Annotated in this window: 16 protein-coding genes; 11 read left to right on the top strand and 5 right to left on the bottom strand. The window is 45.6% G+C overall.

The window, feature by feature from the left end; translation table 11 throughout:
• Window positions 1-38: 38 nt before the first annotated feature.
• Window positions 39-680, top strand: a complete 642-nt coding sequence (locus tag RA156_RS03405; protein ID WP_306642785.1) for a hypothetical protein — start codon at window positions 39-41, stop codon at window positions 678-680.
• Here the strand turns inward: RA156_RS03405 and RA156_RS03400 are convergent.
• Entirely contained in the window at window positions 675-1,181 is a 507-nt protein-coding gene (locus RA156_RS03400) for a DUF4442 domain-containing protein (protein ID WP_306642783.1), read from the bottom strand. The two genes, RA156_RS03405 and RA156_RS03400, sit on opposite strands and share 6 nt — an antisense overlap.
• Before the next feature lie 107 nt (window positions 1,182-1,288).
• Window positions 1,289-1,717 (bottom strand): pyrophosphohydrolase domain-containing protein, encoded by a 429-nt coding sequence (locus RA156_RS03395; RefSeq protein ID WP_306642781.1) that lies wholly within the window; start codon window positions 1,715-1,717, stop codon window positions 1,289-1,291.
• Window positions 1,718-1,967: 250 nt separating this feature from the next.
• Here RA156_RS03395 and RA156_RS03390 point away from each other — a divergent pair, with 250 nt between their 5' ends.
• Genes RA156_RS03390 through RA156_RS03355 form a run of 8 tightly spaced genes read left to right on the top strand, consistent with a single transcriptional unit; the run spans window position 1,968 to window position 10,153 of the window.
• Window positions 1,968-2,999 (top strand): AAA family ATPase, encoded by a 1,032-nt coding sequence (locus tag RA156_RS03390; protein WP_306642779.1) that lies wholly within the window; start codon window positions 1,968-1,970, stop codon window positions 2,997-2,999.
• A 9-nt stretch (window positions 3,000-3,008) separates the two neighbouring features.
• Complete coding sequence (locus RA156_RS03385) at window positions 3,009-3,878, top strand: DUF58 domain-containing protein (RefSeq protein ID WP_306642777.1); 870 nt, start codon at window positions 3,009-3,011, stop codon at window positions 3,876-3,878.
• Window positions 3,875-4,792 (top strand): hypothetical protein, encoded by a 918-nt coding sequence (locus RA156_RS03380; protein ID WP_306642775.1) that lies wholly within the window; start codon window positions 3,875-3,877, stop codon window positions 4,790-4,792. Before RA156_RS03385 ends, RA156_RS03380 begins: the two co-directional genes overlap by 4 nt.
• A gap of 35 nt (window positions 4,793-4,827) precedes the next feature.
• The gene (locus RA156_RS03375; protein ID WP_306642773.1) at window positions 4,828-5,856 is read left to right on the top strand and encodes a vWA domain-containing protein; all 1,029 of its coding nucleotides are present in this window, start codon (window positions 4,828-4,830) and stop codon (window positions 5,854-5,856) included.
• On the top strand, window positions 5,853-6,992 hold the full coding sequence (locus RA156_RS03370) for a VWA domain-containing protein (protein ID WP_306642771.1): 1,140 nt from the start codon (window positions 5,853-5,855) through the stop codon (window positions 6,990-6,992). Before RA156_RS03375 ends, RA156_RS03370 begins: the two co-directional genes overlap by 4 nt.
• Window positions 6,989-7,723: a tetratricopeptide repeat protein gene (locus RA156_RS03365; RefSeq protein ID WP_306642769.1), complete on the top strand. Its 735-nt coding sequence runs from the start codon at window positions 6,989-6,991 to the stop codon at window positions 7,721-7,723. The genes RA156_RS03370 and RA156_RS03365 overlap by 4 nt, the downstream gene beginning before the upstream one ends.
• On the top strand, window positions 7,689-9,398 hold the full coding sequence (locus tag RA156_RS03360; protein ID WP_306642767.1) for a BatD family protein: 1,710 nt from the start codon (window positions 7,689-7,691) through the stop codon (window positions 9,396-9,398). The genes RA156_RS03365 and RA156_RS03360 overlap by 35 nt, the downstream gene beginning before the upstream one ends.
• A complete protein-coding gene (locus RA156_RS03355) occupies window positions 9,395-10,153 on the top strand; it encodes an SH3 domain-containing protein (protein ID WP_306642765.1) in 759 nt (252 codons plus the stop codon). The genes RA156_RS03360 and RA156_RS03355 overlap by 4 nt, the downstream gene beginning before the upstream one ends.
• 932 nt (window positions 10,154-11,085) lie before the next feature.
• On the opposite strand, the gene RA156_RS03350 is transcribed toward RA156_RS03355, so the two are convergent.
• Complete coding sequence (locus RA156_RS03350) at window positions 11,086-15,210, bottom strand: S8 family serine peptidase (protein ID WP_306642763.1); 4,125 nt, start codon at window positions 15,208-15,210, stop codon at window positions 11,086-11,088.
• A 342-nt stretch (window positions 15,211-15,552) separates the two neighbouring features.
• Window positions 15,553-18,441 (bottom strand): T9SS type A sorting domain-containing protein, encoded by a 2,889-nt coding sequence (locus tag RA156_RS03345; RefSeq protein ID WP_306642761.1) that lies wholly within the window; start codon window positions 18,439-18,441, stop codon window positions 15,553-15,555.
• A gap of 233 nt (window positions 18,442-18,674) precedes the next feature.
• Between RA156_RS03345 and RA156_RS03340 the strand changes: the two genes are divergently transcribed.
• Window positions 18,675-19,133, top strand: coding sequence for a peroxiredoxin (locus RA156_RS03340; protein ID WP_306642759.1), 459 nt, complete (start codon window positions 18,675-18,677; stop codon window positions 19,131-19,133).
• A 53-nt stretch (window positions 19,134-19,186) separates the two neighbouring features.
• Window positions 19,187-19,567 carry a hypothetical protein gene (locus RA156_RS03335; RefSeq protein WP_306642758.1) on the top strand — a complete coding sequence of 127 codons (381 nt, stop codon included), beginning with the start codon at window positions 19,187-19,189 and terminating at the stop codon, window positions 19,565-19,567.
• A gap of 50 nt (window positions 19,568-19,617) precedes the next feature.
• Here RA156_RS03335 and RA156_RS03330 read toward each other — a convergent pair whose 3' ends face one another.
• Complete coding sequence (locus RA156_RS03330; RefSeq protein WP_306642757.1) at window positions 19,618-22,782, bottom strand: FG-GAP-like repeat-containing protein; 3,165 nt, start codon at window positions 22,780-22,782, stop codon at window positions 19,618-19,620.
• Between the last annotated feature and the right edge of the window lie 107 nt (window positions 22,783-22,889).

The following is a 22,889-nucleotide window of genomic DNA, read 5'->3' as shown; positions in this document are numbered from 1 at the left end:
TGAATTTGAAATTCGTTCCGTTGTGAAAGAAAAAACTCATGAAAAATTTAGTGCTTGTTATTTTACTCGCCTTCGGCGGGAACGCTTACGCTTCAGAACCGGCAACCAGTCCTTCTTTCGAAGCATTCATTCAACTCTTCAAGGAAGTTGACTTACAGAAGAACAATTCATTGACAACCGCTTTCTTCACCGATTCGGTACGTTGGGAACGTGATGACGGAAGTGTCGATTACTTGACTGTCGCAGAAGTCTTTGAATGCCTCGACGAATTCGGTTCACCGGAACAAATTCTGGAAGGACTCGCGAGCGGATTTGTATTCACAGGAAGTGAAGTTGACCGCACCTTTGTGTCTATCCACAATCAATTACGCTACGGAGAGCTACTCACAGTAGAAGCGAACGCACTGCGCTTGCGGAAACTTCCATCAAAAGAGTCGGCTACCATCTGCATCCTTCAAGACGGTATTTACGCTGGGAATATTTCTTCGAATAAAGCGAGTCTCACAGACGGAGCTGGAATCGAGTGGAAACCGGTAGAACTTCACCACCCTGAATTGGGATCACTACAAGGCTACCTAGCGGCATCCTACTTCACCATTTCTGATGCAGGTCTGCCTAAGGGAATGGAAGTCAAAATGATCGATGGCCAATGGAAAATCACCGGCTTCGTCCAACTATGATTTCGTTCGGACCTTCGTCCATGGTTTGATCTGCCACTCTACCACGGCTGAGCATAACAAGTTGCCGTTCTCATCTTCTACAGGAACCTTGCAGAGGAAGAGGGCGGCATCTTCTGTTTCGAGTGCTTTCTTGATTTCTGACTCTACCACTGACGTGGGAAGTTCATACTTCACGAGTCCGTTCGTTTTTCCTTGGTAGTGATAATCGATTTCGATCCGTTTCATGATCAATCGATAGGAAGAAGGATCAAAATGCTGAAGCATTACCAAGCCCGAAGCATATTCAGCACCAGTAGCCAATGCACACGCATGCAGCCCTTTCAGGTGATTCAAATTCTTTCTTCGGAATGGAATCAACACCACAACTGACTCATCAGTTAACTCCTGGATACTGAAGCGGTGCGGATGGTTAAATGGAATCCCTTTCCACAAAACTCGATCTAGAATAAATCTTCCCCGCTTGCCCGCTTTGGCTTTTTCAAAAAGTGCTTTCAATTCCATGGTCTTAAGATAAAAAAAGGACCATCCCCCAAGATGGTCCTGATGAAGAAAACTGAGTTCCCCACACTATCTCTCTCGCTGCCTCAGCGTCATTAAGAGCGATAAGTCTATTCCTGAATCTGCTTCTCCATTTGGAGAATAGATGCAATGTCTGGTTTGAAGTACAAGTCACTCTTCAAGATCTTGCCGTCTTCACGCATTACCGGTTTTCCGTTGGCGTCAAGTTTCGACATGTTGCTGCGTTGAATCTCTTCGAACACCTCTACGATCTTGTCCTGCAACCCGTGCTTTAAGATGGTACCACAAAGAATATAGAGCTGATCACCCAAGGCGTCAGCAATCTCTACAAGATCTCCATTCTGAGCTGCCTCTAGATACTCTTCATTCTCTTCATGCATCAAACGATGACGAAGGGCTACCTGGTCAACGCCGATTTCAGCGGTAGGTTCGTATGCATTGCCAATCATGAAAGCATCATGAAACTCACGCACGTGGTCTACGATCTCCGCAAAAGGTTTCGTTTGTTTCTGGTCCATCAGGAGCAAGTTACTTTTAGGATGACTAGACAGCTCATATTTGGCGCCGTAGTTTTCCACTCGTGCTGCTACTTTTATCAACCATCAAGTTGAATGCATTAAATTGCGCCGCCCGACGCGTCCAAAACGCGTTAAATAAGCTACTATACTTAACAACTTTTAACAGCGGCACTCTCACGGCTGGCGTACGATATAGGAAATTTGTAGGCCACGCTAATTTTAAAGTACACGCAAGTTAGAAGTCGATTATATGAACATGGAACAAGGTATTTCCGGATCTAATCAGATGCAGTCTGAAGACATCGTCGCGCTTAGTGAGAAGATTGAAAAGGCCAGCGCGTTTGTTGACCTCCTCAATCTTGAGATGGAAAAGGTCATCATTGGCCAGCGAGACATGGTTGACAAACTCCTCATTGGATTGTTGGCGAACGGACACATTCTTCTAGAGGGTGTTCCTGGGCTAGCGAAAACCCTTGCGATCAAATCATTGGCATCTTGTATTGATGTCGATTTTTCGAGGATCCAATTCACTCCTGACCTCCTCCCTGCCGATTTGGTAGGTACAATGATATACAATCAGAAGAGCGAAGATTTCAGTGTCAAGAAAGGACCTGTCTTTGCCAACTTCGTCTTGGCTGATGAGATCAACCGTGCACCGGCAAAAGTGCAATCTGCTCTCCTTGAAGCGATGCAAGAACGTCAAGTGACTATCGGTCCTCAGACTTTCAAACTTCCTGAGCCATTCCTTGTACTTGCCACTCAAAACCCGGTGGAGCAAGAAGGTACCTACCCTCTTCCTGAAGCTCAGGTTGACCGATTCCTACTGAAAGTAGTGATTGGCTACCCAACAAAGGCCGAAGAGAAGATGATTGTCCGCAACAACATTTCTGTAGACGGAATGCCGAAGCCGAAGAAAGTCATTCAAGCGTCTGAAATTCTGGAAGCACGCAAAGCAGTTCGCGAAGTGTACATGGATGAAAAGATCGAGCAATACATCATCGACCTAGTATTCGCTACACGTACTCCTGAAGATCACGGACTAGGACACCTCAGTCAGTTGATTCAATTCGGAGGGTCGCCACGTGCGTCAATTAGCATGGCACTTGCGGCCAAGGCCTACGCCTTCATCAACCGTCGAGGTTTTGTCATTCCTGAAGACGTTCGTGCTGTGTGTATGGATATCATGCGCCACCGTGTAGGAATTACCTTCGAGGCGGAAGCCGAAAATATCACTCAAGAACAGATCATTACTGAGATCCTGAATCAAATCGACGTCCCTTAATACAGCTCTATGGAAACGACCGAACTTTTAAAGAAGGTCAGAGCCATTGAACTGAGAACCCGAGGATTGTCGAAACAGATCTTCTCTGGTGAATACCACTCAGCCTTTAAAGGACGTGGGATGGCCTTCAGTGAGAATCGTGAGTACCAGCATGGGGATGAAATCCGAACCATCGACTGGAACGTAACGGCCCGAATGGGACACCCCTACGTGAAAGTTTTCGAAGAAGAACGTGAGCTTACCGCCATGATCTTGGTTGATGTTTCTTCGTCAGGGAATTTCGGAACACGCACACAGCTTAAGAAAACACTGATTACCGAACTCACGGCTGTGTTGGCGTTTAGTGCGATTCAGAACAACGATAAGATTGGAGTCATACTCTTCTCTGATCGCATAGAAAAGTTCATTCCTCCGAAAAAAGGAAGAAGTCACATCCTGCGTATCATTCGGGAATTACTTGACTTCGAGCCCGAAGGAACGAAAACAGATATTGCCTTTGCCCTTGATTACATGAACCGTGTGATCAAGAAGCGATCGATCTGTTTCGTGCTCTCTGACTTCATCGACGACAACTTTGAGCAGAGCTTGAAGATCGCTTCCCGAAAGCACGATTTGGTTGCTCTGAAAATCGAAGACCCAGGAGAAGAAGAACTACCGAAAGCAGGTTGGTTGCTATTCCGCGATAGCGAGAATGGTGAAATGACCTGGGTGAATAGTAATCTCAAAAGAAATAGACTTCGATTGAAGCATGCCTTTCTTGAACGAAATAAGCGTATCAAGGAACAATTCACCCGCGCGGGCGTCGATAATATTACCATTCGCACGAACAGACCATACGTGCGTTCACTTATGAACCTTTTCAAACAGCGCACACGATGAAAAGGTTTCTACTTTCGGCCATCATTAGTTTGATCAGTCTTGCTTCTCTGGGGCAACGAGCAGACATTACGCTTGACACCACAGACATTCCACTTGGAGGACATGTCAAGGCACTGATTCGATTCTATGGTGAAGGAGAGATTCCAAATATCAATCCGTGGCCAATTCAAGGAGACTCCATTCATGCGCTAGACATTGTTTCAAAAGGAAGCATTGATACGTCGTTTCAAGAAGCAAAGTATGTCATAGCACAAGAGGTGATCTTGACGTCCTTTGACACGGGATACATCGCTATCCCTCCAATCGTATTTTCTTTAGAAAGTGGATCGATTGAATCGAATGCTGCCCTTCTTTATGTCGAAGGAATGCAACTTGATCAAAATGCCGAACTCAAAGACATTAAAGAAATCGTTGAAGTTCAATACACCATTTGGGATGTATTGATGGAGAAATGGTTGGCTGTGCTTTTGATCGTTCTTGCCTTGGTCATCGCCGTGGTGATTTACATTCTAAGCAAGCGCACCAAAGACAAGGAATTCGTTCCTGTCATCAAAAAGAAGCCGTCATTACCAGCGCATATTGAAGCCAATGAAGCCCTAGCTGAATTGCGGGCGATGGATTTGATTACCAAAGGAAAAGTAAAGGAACACCACACTATTCTCAGTGATATCATTCGAAACTACCTCGAACGTCGATTTGCGATTGCCTGCACTGAGAAAACAACACGCGAAATTCTCCTTCAACTGCGCACACTTGGTCTACCCGTTGATGAACAACAGCGTGTAAAGGGTATTCTAGAACTCGCCGACATGGTGAAGTTTGCCAAATACAAGCCAATTGACGCTGAGAACAGTCAAAGCATGAGTTCGGCTCAGCAATTTGTAGAACAAACGGCGGAGGTGATACAACAATGACAAAGAAGAGGCTCATACTCGCTATATCATTGTTCGTGATCAATGTGATCGTGGGAGGCATCGTGTTTTTCTTTCACGACAGATACGAGCTTGCCTACCCAAATGCGCTGTGGTTATACTTGTTGATTCCAGCACTCAGTGGTATCTATTTCTTTCGTCAATTCTACCGACGAGAAAGTGTCAACACGAGCTACTTACCAGAAGATTGGAAGAAGATTCTACCACAATTGAATCGACACCTCCTCTTCGCTATTCGTCTCATGACGATCAGTTTCTTGATCTATGTGATTGCAAGGCCTCAATCCAGCGATAGCTTTGAAGACCTCACTCGCGAGGGAATCAACATCGTCATTGCAATGGACGTATCTGCTTCGATGCTTTCGAAAGACTTTGAGCCGAACCGATTGGAAAGTGCCAAAGAAGTAGCAGTCAACTTTGTTTCTGAACGTCCTGATGACCGCATTGGTGTGGTTGTTTACGAAGGCGAAAGCATTACGCAGGTTCCGCTCACCAGTGACCACCGCGTTGTAACCAACGGACTTGCTCAATTGCACACTGGACAACTCACTGGTGGAACCGCGATTGGTATGGGATTGGCCACAGCAGTGAATCGACTAAAAGAAAGCGAAGGCAAGAGTAAAGTGGTGATCCTGTTGACCGATGGTGTCAATAATGCAGGTGAAATCAAACCAGCCGATGCGGCACAGCTTGCCTCTCTCTACGGCATCCGTGTATACACTATTGGTGTTGGAACGATTGGTAAAGCGAAGAGTCCTGTAGGCATGTCAAACGGACAGTACGTCTATGATTGGATTGAGGTAGAGATTGATGAAGAAACACTGAAAGACATCGCTGAGGAGACCGGGGGCAAGTACTTCCGAGCAACCAGTAAGAACAAGCTCAACTCTATTTACCAAGAGATTGATCAGTTAGAAAAGACGCGATTCAATGTGCTTCAATACAACCGAAAAACAGAAGAGTTTACTCCATTCTTATTGATCGCGATTGTATTGATGTTATTGGAAATGGCCTTACGCGTAACGGTATTCAGAACACCAATATGAGAAAGTCGAACACATATAAGATGCCGCTGATGGTGTTGCTCTTTGTGGCGATCGAAGTCCTCTTTTGGTCGGGCATGATTGGCCTTTATTACCTCGTCAGTCAGTTCGATCCAAGTTTGGTTCTACACAACCGACCTTGGCTTTGGACCTTGCTGCTTTTGCCGATGAGCATGATCATTTTCCTGATCAACCTGGCTTGGAAGAACCGCGCATTGCGGCGTTTGGCAGACGGTCATCTTTTGAGCAATATGGCGCCGCGAATGTCGCCTGCCCGTACCATTTTCAAGTTCATCATATGGCGACTTGCACTGGGTATGATTGTCATCGCCTTGTTGGATCCGAAGGTGGGAAGTAAAATTGAAGAGGTTGAAACGCAAGGGATTGACTTGATGGTAGCCATTGATGTCTCGAACAGCATGCTAGCTGAAGACCTCAAGCCCAATCGTTTGAAGCTGGCGAAGCGCGCCGTGCAGCAAGTGATCAATGACATGGGCAGTAACCGACTTGGTATCGTCATTTTTGCTGGAGACGCCTACGTTCAACTTCCACTTACCAGCGATACGAAGGCGGCAAAAATCTTCTTAGATGCCATTGAAACGAATAGCGTTCCTACTCAGGGTACGGCTATTGGTGCGGCTCTAGACCTATGTATGAGCAGCTTTGATCAAGATAGTGAAGCCGGAAAGGCTATTCTGTTAATCACTGATGGTGAGAATCATGAAGATGATGCTATCGCTAGCGCGGAATTGGCAGCAAGTCGAGGGATTCAAATCTGTGCCATTGGGGCTGGGCTTCCTGGAGGGGCGCCTATTCCTGAGTTCGATCGAAATGGTCGTCGTAGCGGGTTCAAGACAGACGCTAATGGAAAGACCGTGGTGACACAGCTAAACGAGCAGATGTTGGTTGAGCTGGTGAAAATCGGTGATGGTACGTTTGTTAGGGCTAATGAACAGATCGTTGATGTTCGTCCTATTCTCGACGCATTCAAAGAACTCGAACTCGGAGATTTAGGCACGGCTAACTTCGTTGATTACGAGCACCGCTTTAGACTATTTGCCATTGCAGCCTTACTCTTGTTGGTTACAGAAACCCTCTTGAGTGAACGCGCATGGAAACGTAAATTCACTGTATCATGAGGTTCATCTTAGTCATAGCACTTCTTGGTTTCACTGTGAGCGTTCAAGCGCAATCAGCTAAGAAGCAACTGAACAAAGGACAACAGGCTTATGAGCGTGGGGATTTCGACGCTGCCAGTGAACTGTTCAACCTGTCAGAAGGCAACGTTGGACAACGCGCCATCGGCGATTTCAACCGTGGCGATGCCCTATATCGTCAAGAGAAATTCGATGAAGCCGCAGACGCCTTCCGCAACGCAGCAGAAAGCTTTGATTCCGAAGAAGCCAAAGCACAAGCTTATCACAACCTCGGAAACTCTTTAATGCGCCAACAAGATCTTGAAGGCGCCGTTGATGCGTACAAAGATGCCTTGATGGCCAACCCGAACGACAACGATACACGCCATAATCTGGCAATGGCGATGCAACAGCTAGAACAACAACAGCAACAGCAGCAGCAACAGCAGCAGCAACAACAGCAGCAAGAGAACGACGAAGGTGGTGAAGATGGCGAGAAGGAGAATGAGCGCCAGGGTGAGAAAGAGGATGAAAGCGAGGATCAGAACCAAAATGGAGACTCTAAAAGTGAAGAAGAGAAAGAAGAGCCAGGTGAAGGAACACGTCCTGATCGCATAAGCAAAGAAGATGCTGAGAAGCTGTTGGAGGCGTTGAACCAGCGAGAGAAAGAACTACAACAAAACTTGAAAAAGAAAAAAGATGGCAAAAAGAAGAAGATCGAGAAGGACTGGTAGTCTGATCCTGTTCTTGGTTGCCTTCTTTATTTCTGGGGCAATTCAAGGACAAGACGTGAGCGTTTCTGCGAGCGTTAGTAAGAACCCTGTTGCTCCGCGTGAGGCATTTAAGCTTACGGTCACAATCACGAACAGTGATGGTCAAATCAAACTTCCAGCTGTGGATGGTTTGCAGTTGTTGTACGGACCAAGTACCGGACAGAGCGTGCGAATAGATAACGGCCGCAAGACTTCTGAAACGAGCTACACCTATACCTTCCGCGCGAATGTGGAGGGTAAGATGGAGATCCCGGCTATTCCTGTAAGAACCAGCGCAGGCGTTTTGAAAACACGTCCTTTCACACTGAGCGTAAGCAAGAATTCAGACTCTTCCATTAGTCAGAACTTCGTGACGGTTATTGAGGCCTCGAAGAAGAAGGTGTACTTGGGAGAACCTGTTGTCATCAAATACAAAGTGTATCAGCGATACAACTCGTTCAACATCGAGAGCTATGACCTTCCTGAATTTGATGGATTCTGGGTTGAGAATGTAGGTGACCACCAAGGACGCTGGGAAAACCTGATTATCAATGGCCAACGCTATTCGGTGGCAACGATTAAGATTGATGTGATCTTCCCGCAACGCACGGGTGATTTTACGCTCTTCGGCTTCAACATGTCAGGAGTTGTTGGCGGCTTCTTCAACCGACAGCGTGTGGAATCTACCTCGCAGTCGGTGAACATTGAGGTTCTCCCTCTTCCTGAAGGAAAGCCAGCGAACTTCTTGGGGAGCTTCCCTTCCCTATCGATTCGTAGAACCTATTCTGCGCTCGACATGAAAGCTAACCAAGCATTGGATATGGGTGTAGAGTTTTCAGGTAAAGGAGCGCTGCGACTGATTCAGGAACCCAAAACCGACTGGCCTTCGGATATGGAAGTATTTGATCCAGAGGTTCGGGACCGTATAAGTACAACAGCATCTGGAGTAAGTGGTAAACGAACCTACAGTTACGTGGTCATTCCACGAACGGAGGGTAACTATGAGATCCCAGGTTTGGACTTTAGCTATTTCAACACCATCAAGAAGCAATACGAGAAGATCAATTTAGAGGCCATTACCTTAAAGGTTTCACCTAGTGAAGCAGGAAGTGATGTTCCATATAGTTTCAATGCCAAATCAGACGTGCAAATCTTGAATAAGGATATTCGCTACATCCGTTCAGATGCAGGTAAGTTGACACGTCCGGCAAATATTTTCTTTGGATCACTCCCCTTTTACTTGAGTTATGGAGCGCCATTCTTGATTTTCATTGGTGCTATCGCATACAGACGTAAAAAGATCAACGAAGCTGGTGATGTTGAAGGTACGCGCCGCAAGAAAGCGAAGAGATCTGCTAAGAAGTGGCTCAGCGAAGCTTCGAAAGGTCGAGACAATAGCAACGTATTCTATTCCGCGCTAGCGAGAGGAATGGAACAATATGTCATGGACAAATTCACCATTGACCGCAGCCGATTAAATGAACGCAGCATGAATGACATCGTTCGTTCTGCTACCGACGAAGAAACGGCTGAGCGATTTATGAAGGTTTGGAAAACTTGTCAGCAAGCGCGTTTTGCACCCGTAAGCCAAATGAGCAAGAACGACTTACTTGACGAAGCGAATCAGCTCATCGATAAAATTGAATCACAGTCATGAGAAGTATCCTAGCCATTCTGTTCCTGCTCATTCAGATTCCGAGCTTCTCAATGGATAAGATTGAGGCTGAACGCTTGTTCTTCGAAGCTAATGCAGCTTTTGAAGCAGAGTTGTACAGTGATGCCTACGCAACCTATGATTCTATTGCCACAGACTACCGAAGTTTTGAACTATGCTTTAATGCAGGAAACGCTGCATTCAAAGCAGGTATGTTGGGCGAAAGCATATTGTACTACGAACGCGCACGAAAGATCAATCCCACTGCTGACGACTTGTTGGTGAATTTGGCCATTGCCAACGAAAAGGTAGCCGACCGCATTCCTGAGTTGAAAGGTTTAGGAGTAGAAAACATTTGGAGTGCCATTACCGCAACTGACCGATTGGGTATGTGGACATGGATTGCCCTTCTAGGCAATGTGATTGGATTTGGACTATTGATGATCTGGCTATTCTCTCGTTCAGGAGGGCTGAAGCGCGCTTTGTTCTGGATTGGTGCCGTCATGATCTTCTTGGCCATGGCGTCTTACGTGATCTCTCGTGTGAGTTACTCGCGGATTCAAGCCAATACAGAAGCGGTGATCATGTCTCCAAAAGTTGATGTAAAAAATGGTCCGAACGAAAATGGTTCGAATGCTTTTGTCTTGCATGAAGGAACAAAGGTGAAGATCCAAACGGTAGAAGGTGCTTGGACTGAGATTCGCATTGCGAATGGTCAAGTAGGTTGGGTGAAGAACAACGCTATCGAAGGTATATAAAAAGCAAAGGTCCCGAACGTTTTCGGGACCCTGCCTTAACCTTAACCAAAATACTAAATAACTTAACTACTAAACTTAACCTTCGTTGAAGCTAGAACGCCTCAACTATGAAAAAGCTCTTTGCTACTTGTACACTTCAAATGTATTTTACCCTACTTAATATTAACGTAAGAATGATTCCTCAAGTGCCTGTAGGACAAGGATTACACTGTTAAGATGTGCTAATTGGGGGGATTCGAATCGATAATCTAGAAACTGAAATCTAAAACTCGCCTCTGAGTATAACCGACGACAAGGAATCGAGAACTGAGAACTACTGACGAGTGTCTAGGGACAAGAGTCTAGTGTGGTATCTGAAATCAATTGTCAATGATCAAGAACTCATCACCTCTGAACATGACTAAGAACCAAAAACTAAGAACTAAGAACTAAGAACTAGTAACTAAGAATCGGCTATAAAAATCAAAAGTCCCGATCGTTATCGAGACTTTTAACTTAACCAAATTAACTTAAATACTTAACTACTATTAAACCTTTGCGCTTTGTCCTGTGCGGACATCATGCTTGATATAGATAGAAAGCTATTGCTTTCATTACCGAAAGTAGAACAGGGATAATTGTTAGGGTGTAGGAACTCGATGGTAAATGAATGTAGGAGAAATCTGACATTCAAAAGTTTAGACAAAAGAAAAAGGTTCCGAACGTTTTCAGAACCTTAACCTTAACCAAAAAAATGCTTATCCAAATTGCGTTGTGTTCTAGCACATCAATTTCTTACTATCTATTACGGGGGGTATTCAAAGAGGTTTCAAAAAATTTTCACCCAGCCCTTAAAACAGACCCTTAACCACTGATTTTCAGCGCCTTAATCGAAATAAAAAAAATACCGAACCCTATTCAGGGTCCGGTATTCTATCACATTGTAGTTAAGATTACGGGCAAACCGTACCGAAGGCAGCTAGGAACACTAGCAAGTCACCGGCATTTACGAAGCCATCGTTATCAAAGTCTCCAACACATGACTCAGTGTAGACACATGAACCGTCGTCTACTTGGGCTGCGTTGTTGTAGTTGTCTGCATCTGCATAGGTACATCCAGCGACACAAGATTCTCCTGGGTAGGTGAAATCTGTGATGGTCAACCACCCTGTTCCACAACATCCATCTGTGGCGTCGATTCCGAATCCAATAACGTCTCCTGCATTCGCCATGAACGTTACTACGTCTCCCTGAAGTACACCGTTGTTTACATTGGTCAGATCAAAACGAACGCCGTTAATGTAGTACGCGATATCATAGAGTGGTCCATCGTCTGTTACGTAATCCCAAGTGAATGAGAAACTCCCCGATTCAATTACAGTGATTGAAGCTTGAGTAAGGACATCCACTACTTGGTTGTTATTTCCTTCAATCACCATTTGGTCATCACTGATATTGACAGAGCCGTCTCCAGCTCCAATATCGATTGTCCAGTTATCCGAAACGTAGTCTGTCGTGAATCCAGCTGCGTTTCCGCTTCCGTCCACTACATTTCCGCATCCGTTGATGTAAAGACAAGTTCCGCCGTCACACGTTGCTTGGCTGCTGTAGTTGTAGGCTGCAGGGTCAGTACATCCACTTGGCGCACATGAACCGTCGTCTATCAACGCAGCAGAATCGAAGTTACACGCCGAAGGATCTGTACAGCCAACACACGATGTTAAATCACATGAACCGTCATCGTAGGTTGCAAAGGCATCGTAGTTACACGCCCATGGACAAGTACATCCAGGGAAACACAATTCTTCATTTGCTGGTTGGAAGTCAGTAATAATCAAGTGACCTGCTCCACAACATCCGTCTGTTGACTCGATTCCGAATCCGATTACGTCACCTGCGTTGGCAGCAAACGAAACGGCTCCGTCTTGTTCGAGTCCACCGAAATTATCGGTCAGGTCTACGCGTACTCCGTTGATGTAGTAACCAATATCGTATTGTGCACCGCTATCTTCAGAGAAATAATCCCAATTAAAGGAGTAGTTACCAGTTTCAGCAGCCGTCACAGTCGCTTGAGTAAGAACACCGCTTGTGCCGTTGTCATTTCCAGTGATATCCATACTAGCGGAGTTGATATTAATCTGACCGTTTCCAGCACCGAGATCAATTGACCAGTTACCAGCGATATAATCACCAAAGAACCCTGTTGGAATGCCTCCGATATTTACCACTTGATTACAAGGGTTCATGAAGAGACAAGAACCATCATCACAGCCAGCCGTTGGGTTAAAGTTGATTGCAAATGCGCTTGTACAACCTGTAGCCTCACAAGATCCGTCATCAAATCCTGCAGTTGCGTCGTAGTTACAAGCAGTTGGGTCTGTACATCCACCTACACAGCTATCATCAGATGGCCAAGTGAAGTTGGTGATCGATACCCATCCGCGTCCACAGCACCCGTCTGTAGATTCGATTCCGAACCCAATGACATCTCCGGCATTTGCAGAGAAGGTCACTGATCCATCCTGCTGAAGTCCACCGAAGTTGCTTGTCAGATCAACACGAACACCATTGATATAGTATGCGATGTCGAATGAAGGACCATCATCTGTTGCATAATTCCAATCGAAGCTGAAATCACCGGAAACAGCAACTGTTGTTGTGATTTGAGTTTCGATATTCGAATCACCTGCGTTGTTCCCTGTCACCAAGGCAAAACCAGTACTGATTTCTGAGAACCCATCACCTCCATTTGTTTCTGTTGTCCATGCGAATGGAGAGTACGGTCCGTAGAATCCTACTCCTGTATTCGCAGCCGTTAGACAGTCGTCACACTGGTTATCGAATACACACTGACCACCGCTACATCCAGCGTTTGGATCGTAGTTACACGCGTCAACGTTTGTACAACCTGGGTAAGTACAAGAGTTGTCATTGATATCAGCTGCAGGATCGTAGTTACATGCTCCTTCATCTGTACAACCGAGTTCACACCCTGCTCCTAGCGAGAAAGGAATTGTTTCAATTGAACCTGATTCCAGTGTCGTACTGAAGATGATATCACCAAACTGCAGGATATCAATGGTTGCACCATTCCATCCATCTCCGAATGAATCAGTCAAAACCATTTGGTAACATCCATCGCTCAAACAAAGTGGTGTTCCGTCACCAGCTACTCCTTGAGCGTACTCAGTCACGCCGCCGTAGCTCTGGATAGTCCAACCGATTTCGCTATCGAAAGTACCACCACCTACGTTTACAGTATAGCAAGTACTAAAACAACAATCACCAGTATCAACAATTGCGATAGGGTTATAGTTACAAGCTGCGCTATCTGTACAACCAGCACACGAAGGGTTTCCAACCACGAACTCAAAGGTTTCAGAAGAACCGGCAGCAAGTGTTCCTGTGAATACAACTTCACCAAGCTCGTTGGTAATATCGATGGTAGCTCCATTCCAACCATCTCCGAAGCCATCTACAAGTTCGATGGTATAGCAGTCATCAGGAAGACAAGCACCAATCGTACCTGCAACCCCTGACTGTACTGTTGTTCCACCTGAGTTGATGATATTCCAGCTGATTTCAGAATCGAAGGTTCCACCACCAGCAACTACTGAGTGACAGTTGCTGTAACAGCAAGTTCCATCATCAATTGTAGCTGATGGATCAAAGTTACATGCGTTACCGTCGATACATCCTGGTACTCCTCCACCAAGAATGGCGCAGTCACCAAGTAATGCTTGAATTGAGTTGTTCACGTTCAGACGTCCTCCCGTTGCTACTTCACCTGATAGACCAGCAACTGCGTCTACGTTATCGAGGATCAACCCTCGAACGATATCAGCCGTTCCTTGAGGATCGCTGATCGCAAGGTTGGCTAGGTTAGTACATGGTGCGCTGTAAAGCAGTGCGATAGAACCTGCAACACAAGGAGACGCGAATGACGTTCCTGTTGCGTTCGAGTACGAGCTTGATCCAGAAGGCAAGAATACTGCTTGTCCTGGTGCCGCGAGATCGATTGAAGTAGCTCCGAATCCAGAAAATGTTCTTTGGTCACTGCTATTGGTTGCAGTCACAGCGATCATGTAGTCTGAAGTACATCCTGTTGGCATATCTCCTACTACATCGACGTTCACGTTGTTGTTAGCTGTTGCTCCACAGTTTAGGATACCAGCTGCACCCAACGTATTGTAGTAAGCACACCAGGCAGGGAAGTTGGCTGGGTTACCATTGTCGATACCCCAAGAAGCGTTTGTAGCTACTACGAAAGCTCCTTGTGTTCCACCTGATGTGTTGTAAAGGTTACGCATTGTGAAGGCGTAAGCATACGCAGCTAGTACGTTGGATTCAGTAATACCACCCATTTGTACTTGCATGATGTCTACGTCCCAGTTCACACCAGCTCCACCGTTGCCGTTGTTACCACGTGCACCGATCATACCGGAAACCGCTGTTCCGTGTCCTCCTGGATTGATGTTATCAGAGCTGTTTGTAACGTTCCAACCGTCGAAGTCATCAACGTATCCGTTGCCGTCATCATCAACGCCGTTGTTTGGGATTTCACCACTGTTGGTCCAGTGATTGGCAATCAAATCAGTGTGTGCCCAGTTTGCACCTTGCGTTTCAATCACACAAACAACAATGTTGTCACCATTGGGAGTTGTTCCTCCTGTGGTCACGTCCCATGCTAGGTCTGTGTCAATGTCATTATCTGAACCATCAATATGGTGCCATTGGCTACCGAATTGTGGGTCATTTGGCACCGCACGGTCTTCGATGTAGTGATTGAACTGAGCTGCCTTAATCTTCGATGAAGTTCTGATCTTCGCCAACATCGCTTCGTGGCTGATCTGATTGAAATCGAATTTGAGCAACCATGTATTCAAGTCATTACTGATGGTTTGCTTAATTGAGAGTTGTGTTTGCACCCCATCAATAGAAGAGAAATCATTGACAATCGCTTCTGGTTGTGAACCGTCAGTGATAATAATGATCTCGCCGTCAACATAAGGTGCTTCTTGAGCCATTGTCACAAAAGACAAACAACAGGCCAAGAGAAAAAGATAGATCCGTCTCATAGGATTTGTTTTGGTTATGGTTGAGATATTCAGTTACAGTTTTCGGTTTTCTGAATCATGCACTCTTCCTACCTGGGGCACAGAATCCCTCTCCTATTCACTACATTTTTCAGATGACTTGGCGAAGGTGCTCGATTTGAACAACCAATGGTCTCCAGAATGAGTAATTGGTCGTTCTCACCGAGTACTTTGCAATCGAGCGCAAGTTAAAGTTACCACGCCCATTAAAAACCACCCATTATACTGTATAGCAGACACTTAACCCCTAATCCTATAGAGGGATAGAAATAAAAAAAGAGCCATCCTTTCGGATAGCTCTTCCTTTTAAATATGTTCTTTGATCTACTCTATCAACTGTATGAGTTTGCTGACGGACATACCATCAACCGTGTACCTCACAAAATATTGACCTCGAGCATACCCGCTCAAATCGATGACTGCTTGTCCTAGTGCTTGATTAGGAATTGATTCGATCAAACGTCCTTTATGGTCAATAATATCTAGTTGACCACCAGCGCGTTCGATGTTCACACGCAGCTCTCCATTCGTTGGGTTGGGCCATACCGCGAAATCAATCAATGATTCTTCTAGTACTCCGTCTCCAGTAGCTACATCGTACAATACGATGTCATCAACTGCAGCTTCAATCAACGAACCTCCATCAAGGTTTTCACCGATAGTCGTACTGTCTGAGGCAATGAATCGAATTTGGAATTCGTTGGTGATGTCAACGTAGTCACTCACGAAGAAAGCATTGCGTCTCCAAGAAACATCTTGAGTCAAGTTATTCTCAATGTATGTCCAAGAGTCACCTCCGTCATCCGATACTTCTACTTGCCACCAGTCAGTTCCTGGGTTCGCCCCTCCTGGAGGTGCGTTTACATACCAGCGCCAGTATGAGAAGATTGGGTTTTGGTATTCCGTAAGGTCAACCACAGGAGAAAGTAGTGTGGTGTGTCCAGCATCTACGTCGTTCTCACCTACTCCACCGTTAGGGCCTGGGCTCACTCCTGTTAGGAAACAGAATCCAAAGTCTACTGGTGTGTGGTCTTCTGACGGAGCTACTGGCGTTCCTTCAGCACTTGTTGAACCTACTGGCTCATCTTCTTCCCATTGTCCTGTTGTAGCTGTATCACCATTGATGCTTGGATCCCAGTCACCAAATTCAGAGTAATCATCTGAGTCATTAATCAGCGCAGGCTCTACTCCAACAAGTGTCATGAATGGGAGGTTTGGATATACTTCATTGTTGGCACCTGAAGGCGAAATAGCCGAATTACCTCCGAGCACATCTGTGATAGCAAAGTAGTACTCAATGATTTCTGGTCCTTCAACCTGTCCGATGTTCACTTCGAACTCGTCGTTCACTTCATCCATTACTGCAGATTGCCATTCACCGTTTAGTTCAGTGCGGTAGAAGGCTGTCATGTTCTCAAAGTATTGACCGAATGGGAAAACGATTTCCGCGTCAGCGACTAAAACAACTTCAGCACCTGAATCAGCAAACTCAACTGGTTCGTGCTCAATCTCTGTGTATGAGAACAATGAAATTCCGTGGATATCGAATCCTTCAAGGATCGCCAAACCGTTCGGAGTACCATTATTCAAATCACCGTCATCGTCATCTTCTTGAAGTGCATCAAGAAGTACATCTGTAAATGCAGTGGCGTTGTCAGTCTCTACTGCTTGAAGTCCTGAGTAAGTAGCAATGAAAAGCTCCATAGAAGCATCCCAGTCTCCACCCATCAACAAATGAGAGTCATACCATGCACCGCAGATGATTTCACCTCCGCTGTGTACTTGGATGTCATCATCAATACCAAATACTTTAGGATCGATATCATAACGACGAAGTGGCTCGTCAGAGTCATCGTAGAATCCTTGTGCCAGTAGCGGACTTTCTGTTAAACTTAGGCCCCACCAATCTGCGTACCCTTCGTTCATTGCTCCGTTCTGGTAGAAACCACCATTGTCTTGGTAGAATTCGTTGTTGATACCGTGACCATACTCGTGGTAAACTACGTCAGCCAAGAGCGCTGTTGAATTACATCCTCCTCCGTTCGGGTAGAAGTTGATACTTGCTCCATCGTAGAATGCGTTACACTCACCTGCAACGTCAATGTTAGTTGTCAGTGAGAAATCCAATCCATCGAAATCTGGCAACCAAGCCTTCATGTGATCGTGGATTTGGTTTGTGCTACGGTAAGCACTCAACTCTCGGATATTCGCCGCATTGTCAAACGATACTACAGTGTAGCCATCATCCAATGTTGCTGAAAATTCAGGAGTAACACCAGCAGTAAAGATGGTACAGAATGGTCCTGAAAGATCGAAGTCTGCTTCTGCTGGTCCAGTTACTGATGTGATGAAACCTCCATCAACATCTGCTTGAACTTGCTCACCACCTACGTTGAACGTCAAGTACGGTAATGGAGCTTCAATTTCTTCATCGAAAACGTTCAAAGGAAGAATAGTTCCTTCAACTTGACCTGAGATGACTACAGGCATACCCATCGTCAAGATTTTCTTTTCCTTCTTCTTTGGCTTATCGCCGGAATCGGGAGCGATGTGCTGCACCATATTCTGACGAACGAGCACTTCACCTGTTGTTGCGTCTACCAATGTGAGGTAGTTCTTCGGTACTGTGCTTTCGTATCCACTCACCCAAATTCGCTCAACTAGACGAAGGTCTGTTGTGTTCTCAGCTTTCAGTGCGTAGATAAATGCGCCATCAGTCGATACTTCGATGTTGTTCAGAGCGATTCCCGCGGTAGCGAATGAAGCCAAAGTTTCAAACGAAAGTGGAGTTGCTTCTACCTCATTCGCTTCTCCGAAGTAATCAAGAGAGAACATGATCAGGCGATCATTATTGAATTTGAAGATTAAGTTACTTCCTAATACTTCCATTCCGTTCACTACTTGCTTGTAGCGAATGATATCGTTCTTCTTTGTAGCAATAGCCACAGGAGATGACAATTCATCGAGGTTGATTCCAAAATCAGAAAGCTTGTTCTCGATGAACCACTCTGCTTTGTCTTGTGTAGTTGAACCTGGGATTTCCATTGGCGTACCCCACGCGCGGTGTGGTAGATGGTGCTCAGGGCTCATAATGGCATACCAGCCATCATTATTCTGGCTGAAGGCCTTCCAGGCTCCAGCTTCTCTCAAGTTCTGTTGAAGCTGCGGATTGAATCGGTCTTTGTGTGGCTGATCCAATCGGACTTCATACATGTCTTGATAATATTCAATATCACTTTGGGCGTTTAGAGTAAAACCCAGGCAGCAAGCGGCTGCAAACAGTAACAAGTTCCTCATGTCTACATATTTAGGCATTGGAATATACGTCAAGATTCCCAAGGAACCCCCAGTTTTTCGATGGGATAGAGGAATGCAAACCGTAGACTTCATCTGAGGAGGTATGAGAACTATCTTGCACTTTGATGGTTTAACCCTAAAATTGACCCATGGCACTAAAGGTTGGCGATACTCTACCAAGCGTAGAAGTAAAAGATGAAAATGACGCCGTTGTAAAGCTCGGTCCATCACACATGACCGGACCAATGGTATTGTACTTCTACCCGAAAGATGACACTCCGGGATGTACAAAAGAAGCCTGTTCGTTCAGAGATTCATATGCTTCGTTCACAGATGCTGGAGTCACTGTTTACGGGGTAAGCGGAGATTCTCCAAAGAGCCATCGAAAGTTCATTGAAAAGTACCGATTGCCTTTTTCTCTGCTTTCTGACAAAGGGAACACTCTTCGCAAAGCGATTGGAGTCCCAACTAATCTGCTAGGACTGATCCCTGGTCGAGTCACATACATCATTGACAAGCACGGCAAGATCGTTCACATCTTCAACAGTCAAACTCAAGCCGAAAAGCATGTAGCCGAGGCCCTCCAGGTCATCGAAACTTTGGGTTAAGCGCTACCTCTATTTTTCGAAAGTTCTTACTTTGGTGTTACCAATACATCGTTGTGCCTGACGAAAACGAACTGACATCTAACGAAGAGCCTAAGTCTGACCGCCCTCGAAAAAAGAAACGACGGAAACGTCGTCGTGACCCTTTGGCAGAAAAAGTGCGTTCACTGCGAAACAGCAGTCAACGTAAAATTCGCCGCAGGCAAACAGTAGAGCGACAAACACTGATTGTTGCTGGAGTTGTCGGAGGATTGTTAGGTCTCCTTGTTCTCTTCAGTCTATGGGCTGACTGGAATTGTCCTATCTGCATCAATCTTTTGATTGGAATTGCAGGATTCTCTGTCGTGGTTTGGCTGGTCTTCAAAATCATGGAGATAGTAGCCATGCGCAAATACAGAGCGGCACGACGAGAGCAAAAAGAACGAGACGGTATATAATTGAAAAGGCCCGCATGAAGCGGGCCTTTTTAATTTCAGGTCTATTGTTTTTAGTCACAAATGGTACCAAAGGCTGAGAAGAAGGCTAGGATATCAGAAGTACTTACTTCCCCGTCACCATCTAGATCTGCAACACAGTCAGCAAGACATCCATAGTCTCCAAGCATCACCAAAAGGTCAGCTGCGGTCACCAATCCATCTCCATCGAAGTCTCCTGGACAATCTGCAGGAATCTCTTCTGTTGGATCAATCGAACCATTACAGTTGTTGTCGATTCCCTCTGCTGTTCCTGGCGCTCCTGGGTAAACCGTATCTAGTGAGTCATCACAATCTTGATCACTCAATGACCATCCGTTCCCTGGATCATCGCAGAATGGTGTTGCTGCTCCAGCACCAAAACCGTCCATGTCACCATCCATGTAGTACATTACTGCGTAAGTACATGAACCATTATCTACAGTTGCAGTAGCATCGTAATTACATGCATTCGCATCTGTACATCCTTGACAGCTCAAGAACTCACAGCTACCGTCATCTTCATTTGCTTCAGGATCGTAGTTACAAGCTGAAGGGTTCGTACAACCTTCAACTCCAGCTACCGTTACCGTGAAGCTAGTGCGAGCTGTAGTACACTCAGTGCTTGGCGTAGATACGTTCCAATCGTAGAAGAAGTAGTAGAAGTTCAATGCGTTGGCCCCATCGATTGAGCTTGATGTAATTGTTGCCAATCCATTCAAATCATATGGATATTGAATCTCATTCGTGTTTGAATCACGCCATAGCTGTGGATCAGCATTGGTGCTACGCAGTCCGTAGCCTGTTCCTTGAGGAACGAAGAAATCAAGGGTAACTACAGACTCTCCGTCAGGAAGGTTGAATGTTCCTGAAGCAATCACCGTTCCCTGATCATCGATTACCTCAATACCGCGGTCTCCTGCACCGTTGGCAAATACTCTTACGTTATCAATGATGATGTCTTCAGCCGCATCAAATTCCAGCCAGTAGCTCGAATTGAAGTGGTACTGTCCTGATCCATTTGTAATTCCAGGCTTTCCACCGTTTCCAGTGGCACCTCCATGAAGCGTGAAATCATCTACCCAGAAAGTTGACTGATCGTTTACTACCGGCGTAGTAAAGTCATTTCCTGTAGCGATTGGGGCATTTGCAAATTCGTCATCATACCATTGAACATTGTCTCCCATCCATGAAACGTCCGCTGTTCCAGGGGCAGGGATATCGACGTCCATCACAGCTGGCGTATCAGGCGTATTAAGGGTAGAAACCTCAATGGCTTCAGACATCGTTTCTGATGCACATACATCAACAACACCCACTGAATAGCTACCAGCGGCAGTTACGACGATTGATTGTGTGTCTTCTCCGTTTGACCAGTTGTAGCTCGTACCTTCAGAAGCTGTGAGTGTAACTGAACTTCCTTCACAGAAAGTCAAGTCTCCATCTGCAGCGATAGTTGGAACCACCGGTGTAATCTCTTCAACGAGTACGCTATTAGAAATACCGATACATCCATCAGTGTCGTATACATTCACGCTGTAATTTCCTGCAGCAGAAACGATGATTGACTGAGTGCTTTCTCCGTTGTTCCAGTCGTACACGTCGTACCCTGCTGGGGCAGTAAGTTCAACTGTTTCACCCGGACAAAGCCCTGTTCCACCATTTGCAGTAACAGTAATTCCTGCTAGCTGACATTCTGCTTCAAGAACATTGTTGTAAGTATTGATTGCAGGATCATTGATTACGGTTTGTGTTCCGCTTGGCCAATCGATTACTACGCTATCAATAGAAGTACTAGATCCAAGACCAAAGTGCGCATGGAAAGTGTTGACGATACCGTAGCTCTCTCCTGCTCTTACTTCGCGTACCTGAACTCCCCAGTCTCCATAGATCTTGATCTTCGCTCCAACAGCGTTTGCGTTAGAGATGATTCCTTCGAGGTCAAATACTACCCAGTTGTTGCTGTTACCATCATTCAACCAAAGAATGTCGTCGTTGCTATTGTCTGGGTTAACGTATCCATTTCCGTATGACGAGTAAAGGTCAAGTGAACCATCGTTATTCAAATCTCCGATTCCGAAGCTGTGCATGGTATCACCGTATGGGAATGTGTTCGCGATGTAAGAGAATGTACCATCACCATTGTTGTGGTAGTAACGGTGCACTCCACCAGCGTAAACGATATCGTTGTATCCGTCGTTGTCAAGGTCAGCCATTTTAGCTTGGAGGAAGAATCCTGTTGTGGATACACCAGCAGCAGCTGTCACATCTGTGAAGTTTCCTGTTCCATCATTCTCAAGCAGCATCATATTCGTGCTGTGATTTGTGATCAAACAGTCCATGTCTCCGTCATTATCATAGTCAGCAAAGTCTGCTGTCCATGACTGCTCGTTCAGTACAAGACCGCGAGCCGCAGCCTCCTCTGTGAAGTTTCCATTTCCGTCGTTCACCCAAAGCTGGTTTATACGACGTGGATCGTTCGGGTCATTTACAAACTGGCGGCACTTTGCAATGAAGAGATCAAGGTCTCCATCATCATCAAAATCAGACCAAACTGAACCATAGTTACCTGAGTGGTCAGTATTGTTGTAGCCTCCGTAATCGTAATCTGTAAAGTCGATGAGCGTTGTATTTGGAACCATCCCTCCAGCACCATCATTGTGCCAAATGCGCGATGCCGCGTCATCGTGACAAGCGAAGTAATCAAGGTAACCGTCATTATCAATGTCGGCCATGTTACAATCTTGCATAAACATTGAACCATTCGCTAGGTTCGACATTGTCGAAATACCTTGAGCGTCAATTGAAACGAAGTGAACTCCGTCATAAGCTCCACCGCTAATCACGTCATTGTGACCATCGTTATTCAAATCTCCAACCGCAAAACCCCATTGGTTGTTACCTGAAACCACACCGTAATCTTCTTCTACCCAGCCACCTGCTGTTTGGTAGAGAATCTTCAAGTGATCTGCTTGATCGAGTGTTACGATGTCATCTAGACCATCGTTATTCATATCAGTTACACCTACAGTTCCACCACTATTGTAGTTAGAAGGGAGGTTTGCAGAAGCATCAGTAAATGATTGAGAAAACGCTGTGATTGTAAAGAAGATCGCAGCAAAGAAGAATGAAACGGTCAAAATGATCCGACGTGCTCGCAGCAAATTTGGTGCTGGAGCGCTCATGGTCAAGGCTCTCATAAAAGCATTATTGGTTCCCCTAAAGATACGGAAAAAGTATGAGGAACGAGCTTTCTTTCTTCTGAGGCTGTGTATCCTACAGCCCTGTTTGGAATGATGGAAATGAA

This window comes from Sanyastnella coralliicola (assembly GCF_030845195.1).
GTDB classification, from domain to species: Bacteria; Bacteroidota; Bacteroidia; order Flavobacteriales_D; family Sanyastnellaceae; genus Sanyastnella; species Sanyastnella coralliicola.
Note: the sequence above shows the minus strand (reverse complement) of the source record. Positions and strands in the feature narration are given on the sequence as shown.

What these genes read in the sequence shown, in the direction of transcription:
- RA156_RS03405 (WP_306642785.1), top strand. Translation starts at nt 39, where the DNA reads ATGAAAAATTTAGTGCTTGTTATTTTACTCGCCTTCGGCGGGAACGCT.
- RA156_RS03400 (WP_306642783.1), bottom strand. Translation starts at nt 1,181, where the DNA reads ATGGAATTGAAAGCACTTTTTGAAAAAGCCAAAGCGGGCAAGCGGGGA.
- RA156_RS03395 (WP_306642781.1), bottom strand. Translation starts at nt 1,717, where the DNA reads ATGGACCAGAAACAAACGAAACCTTTTGCGGAGATCGTAGACCACGTG.
- RA156_RS03390 (WP_306642779.1), top strand. Translation starts at nt 1,968, where the DNA reads ATGAACATGGAACAAGGTATTTCCGGATCTAATCAGATGCAGTCTGAA.
- RA156_RS03385 (WP_306642777.1), top strand. Translation starts at nt 3,009, where the DNA reads ATGGAAACGACCGAACTTTTAAAGAAGGTCAGAGCCATTGAACTGAGA.
- RA156_RS03380 (WP_306642775.1), top strand. Translation starts at nt 3,875, where the DNA reads ATGAAAAGGTTTCTACTTTCGGCCATCATTAGTTTGATCAGTCTTGCT.
- RA156_RS03370 (WP_306642771.1), top strand. Translation starts at nt 5,853, where the DNA reads ATGAGAAAGTCGAACACATATAAGATGCCGCTGATGGTGTTGCTCTTT.
- RA156_RS03365 (WP_306642769.1), top strand. Translation starts at nt 6,989, where the DNA reads ATGAGGTTCATCTTAGTCATAGCACTTCTTGGTTTCACTGTGAGCGTT.
- RA156_RS03360 (WP_306642767.1), top strand. Translation starts at nt 7,689, where the DNA reads ATGGCAAAAAGAAGAAGATCGAGAAGGACTGGTAGTCTGATCCTGTTC.
- RA156_RS03355 (WP_306642765.1), top strand. Translation starts at nt 9,395, where the DNA reads ATGAGAAGTATCCTAGCCATTCTGTTCCTGCTCATTCAGATTCCGAGC.
- RA156_RS03350 (WP_306642763.1), bottom strand. Translation starts at nt 15,210, where the DNA reads ATGAGACGGATCTATCTTTTTCTCTTGGCCTGTTGTTTGTCTTTTGTG.
- RA156_RS03345 (WP_306642761.1), bottom strand. Translation starts at nt 18,441, where the DNA reads ATGTATGAAGTCCGATTGGATCAGCCACACAAAGACCGATTCAATCCG.
- RA156_RS03340 (WP_306642759.1), top strand. Translation starts at nt 18,675, where the DNA reads ATGGCACTAAAGGTTGGCGATACTCTACCAAGCGTAGAAGTAAAAGAT.
- RA156_RS03330 (WP_306642757.1), bottom strand. Translation starts at nt 22,782, where the DNA reads ATGAGAGCCTTGACCATGAGCGCTCCAGCACCAAATTTGCTGCGAGCA.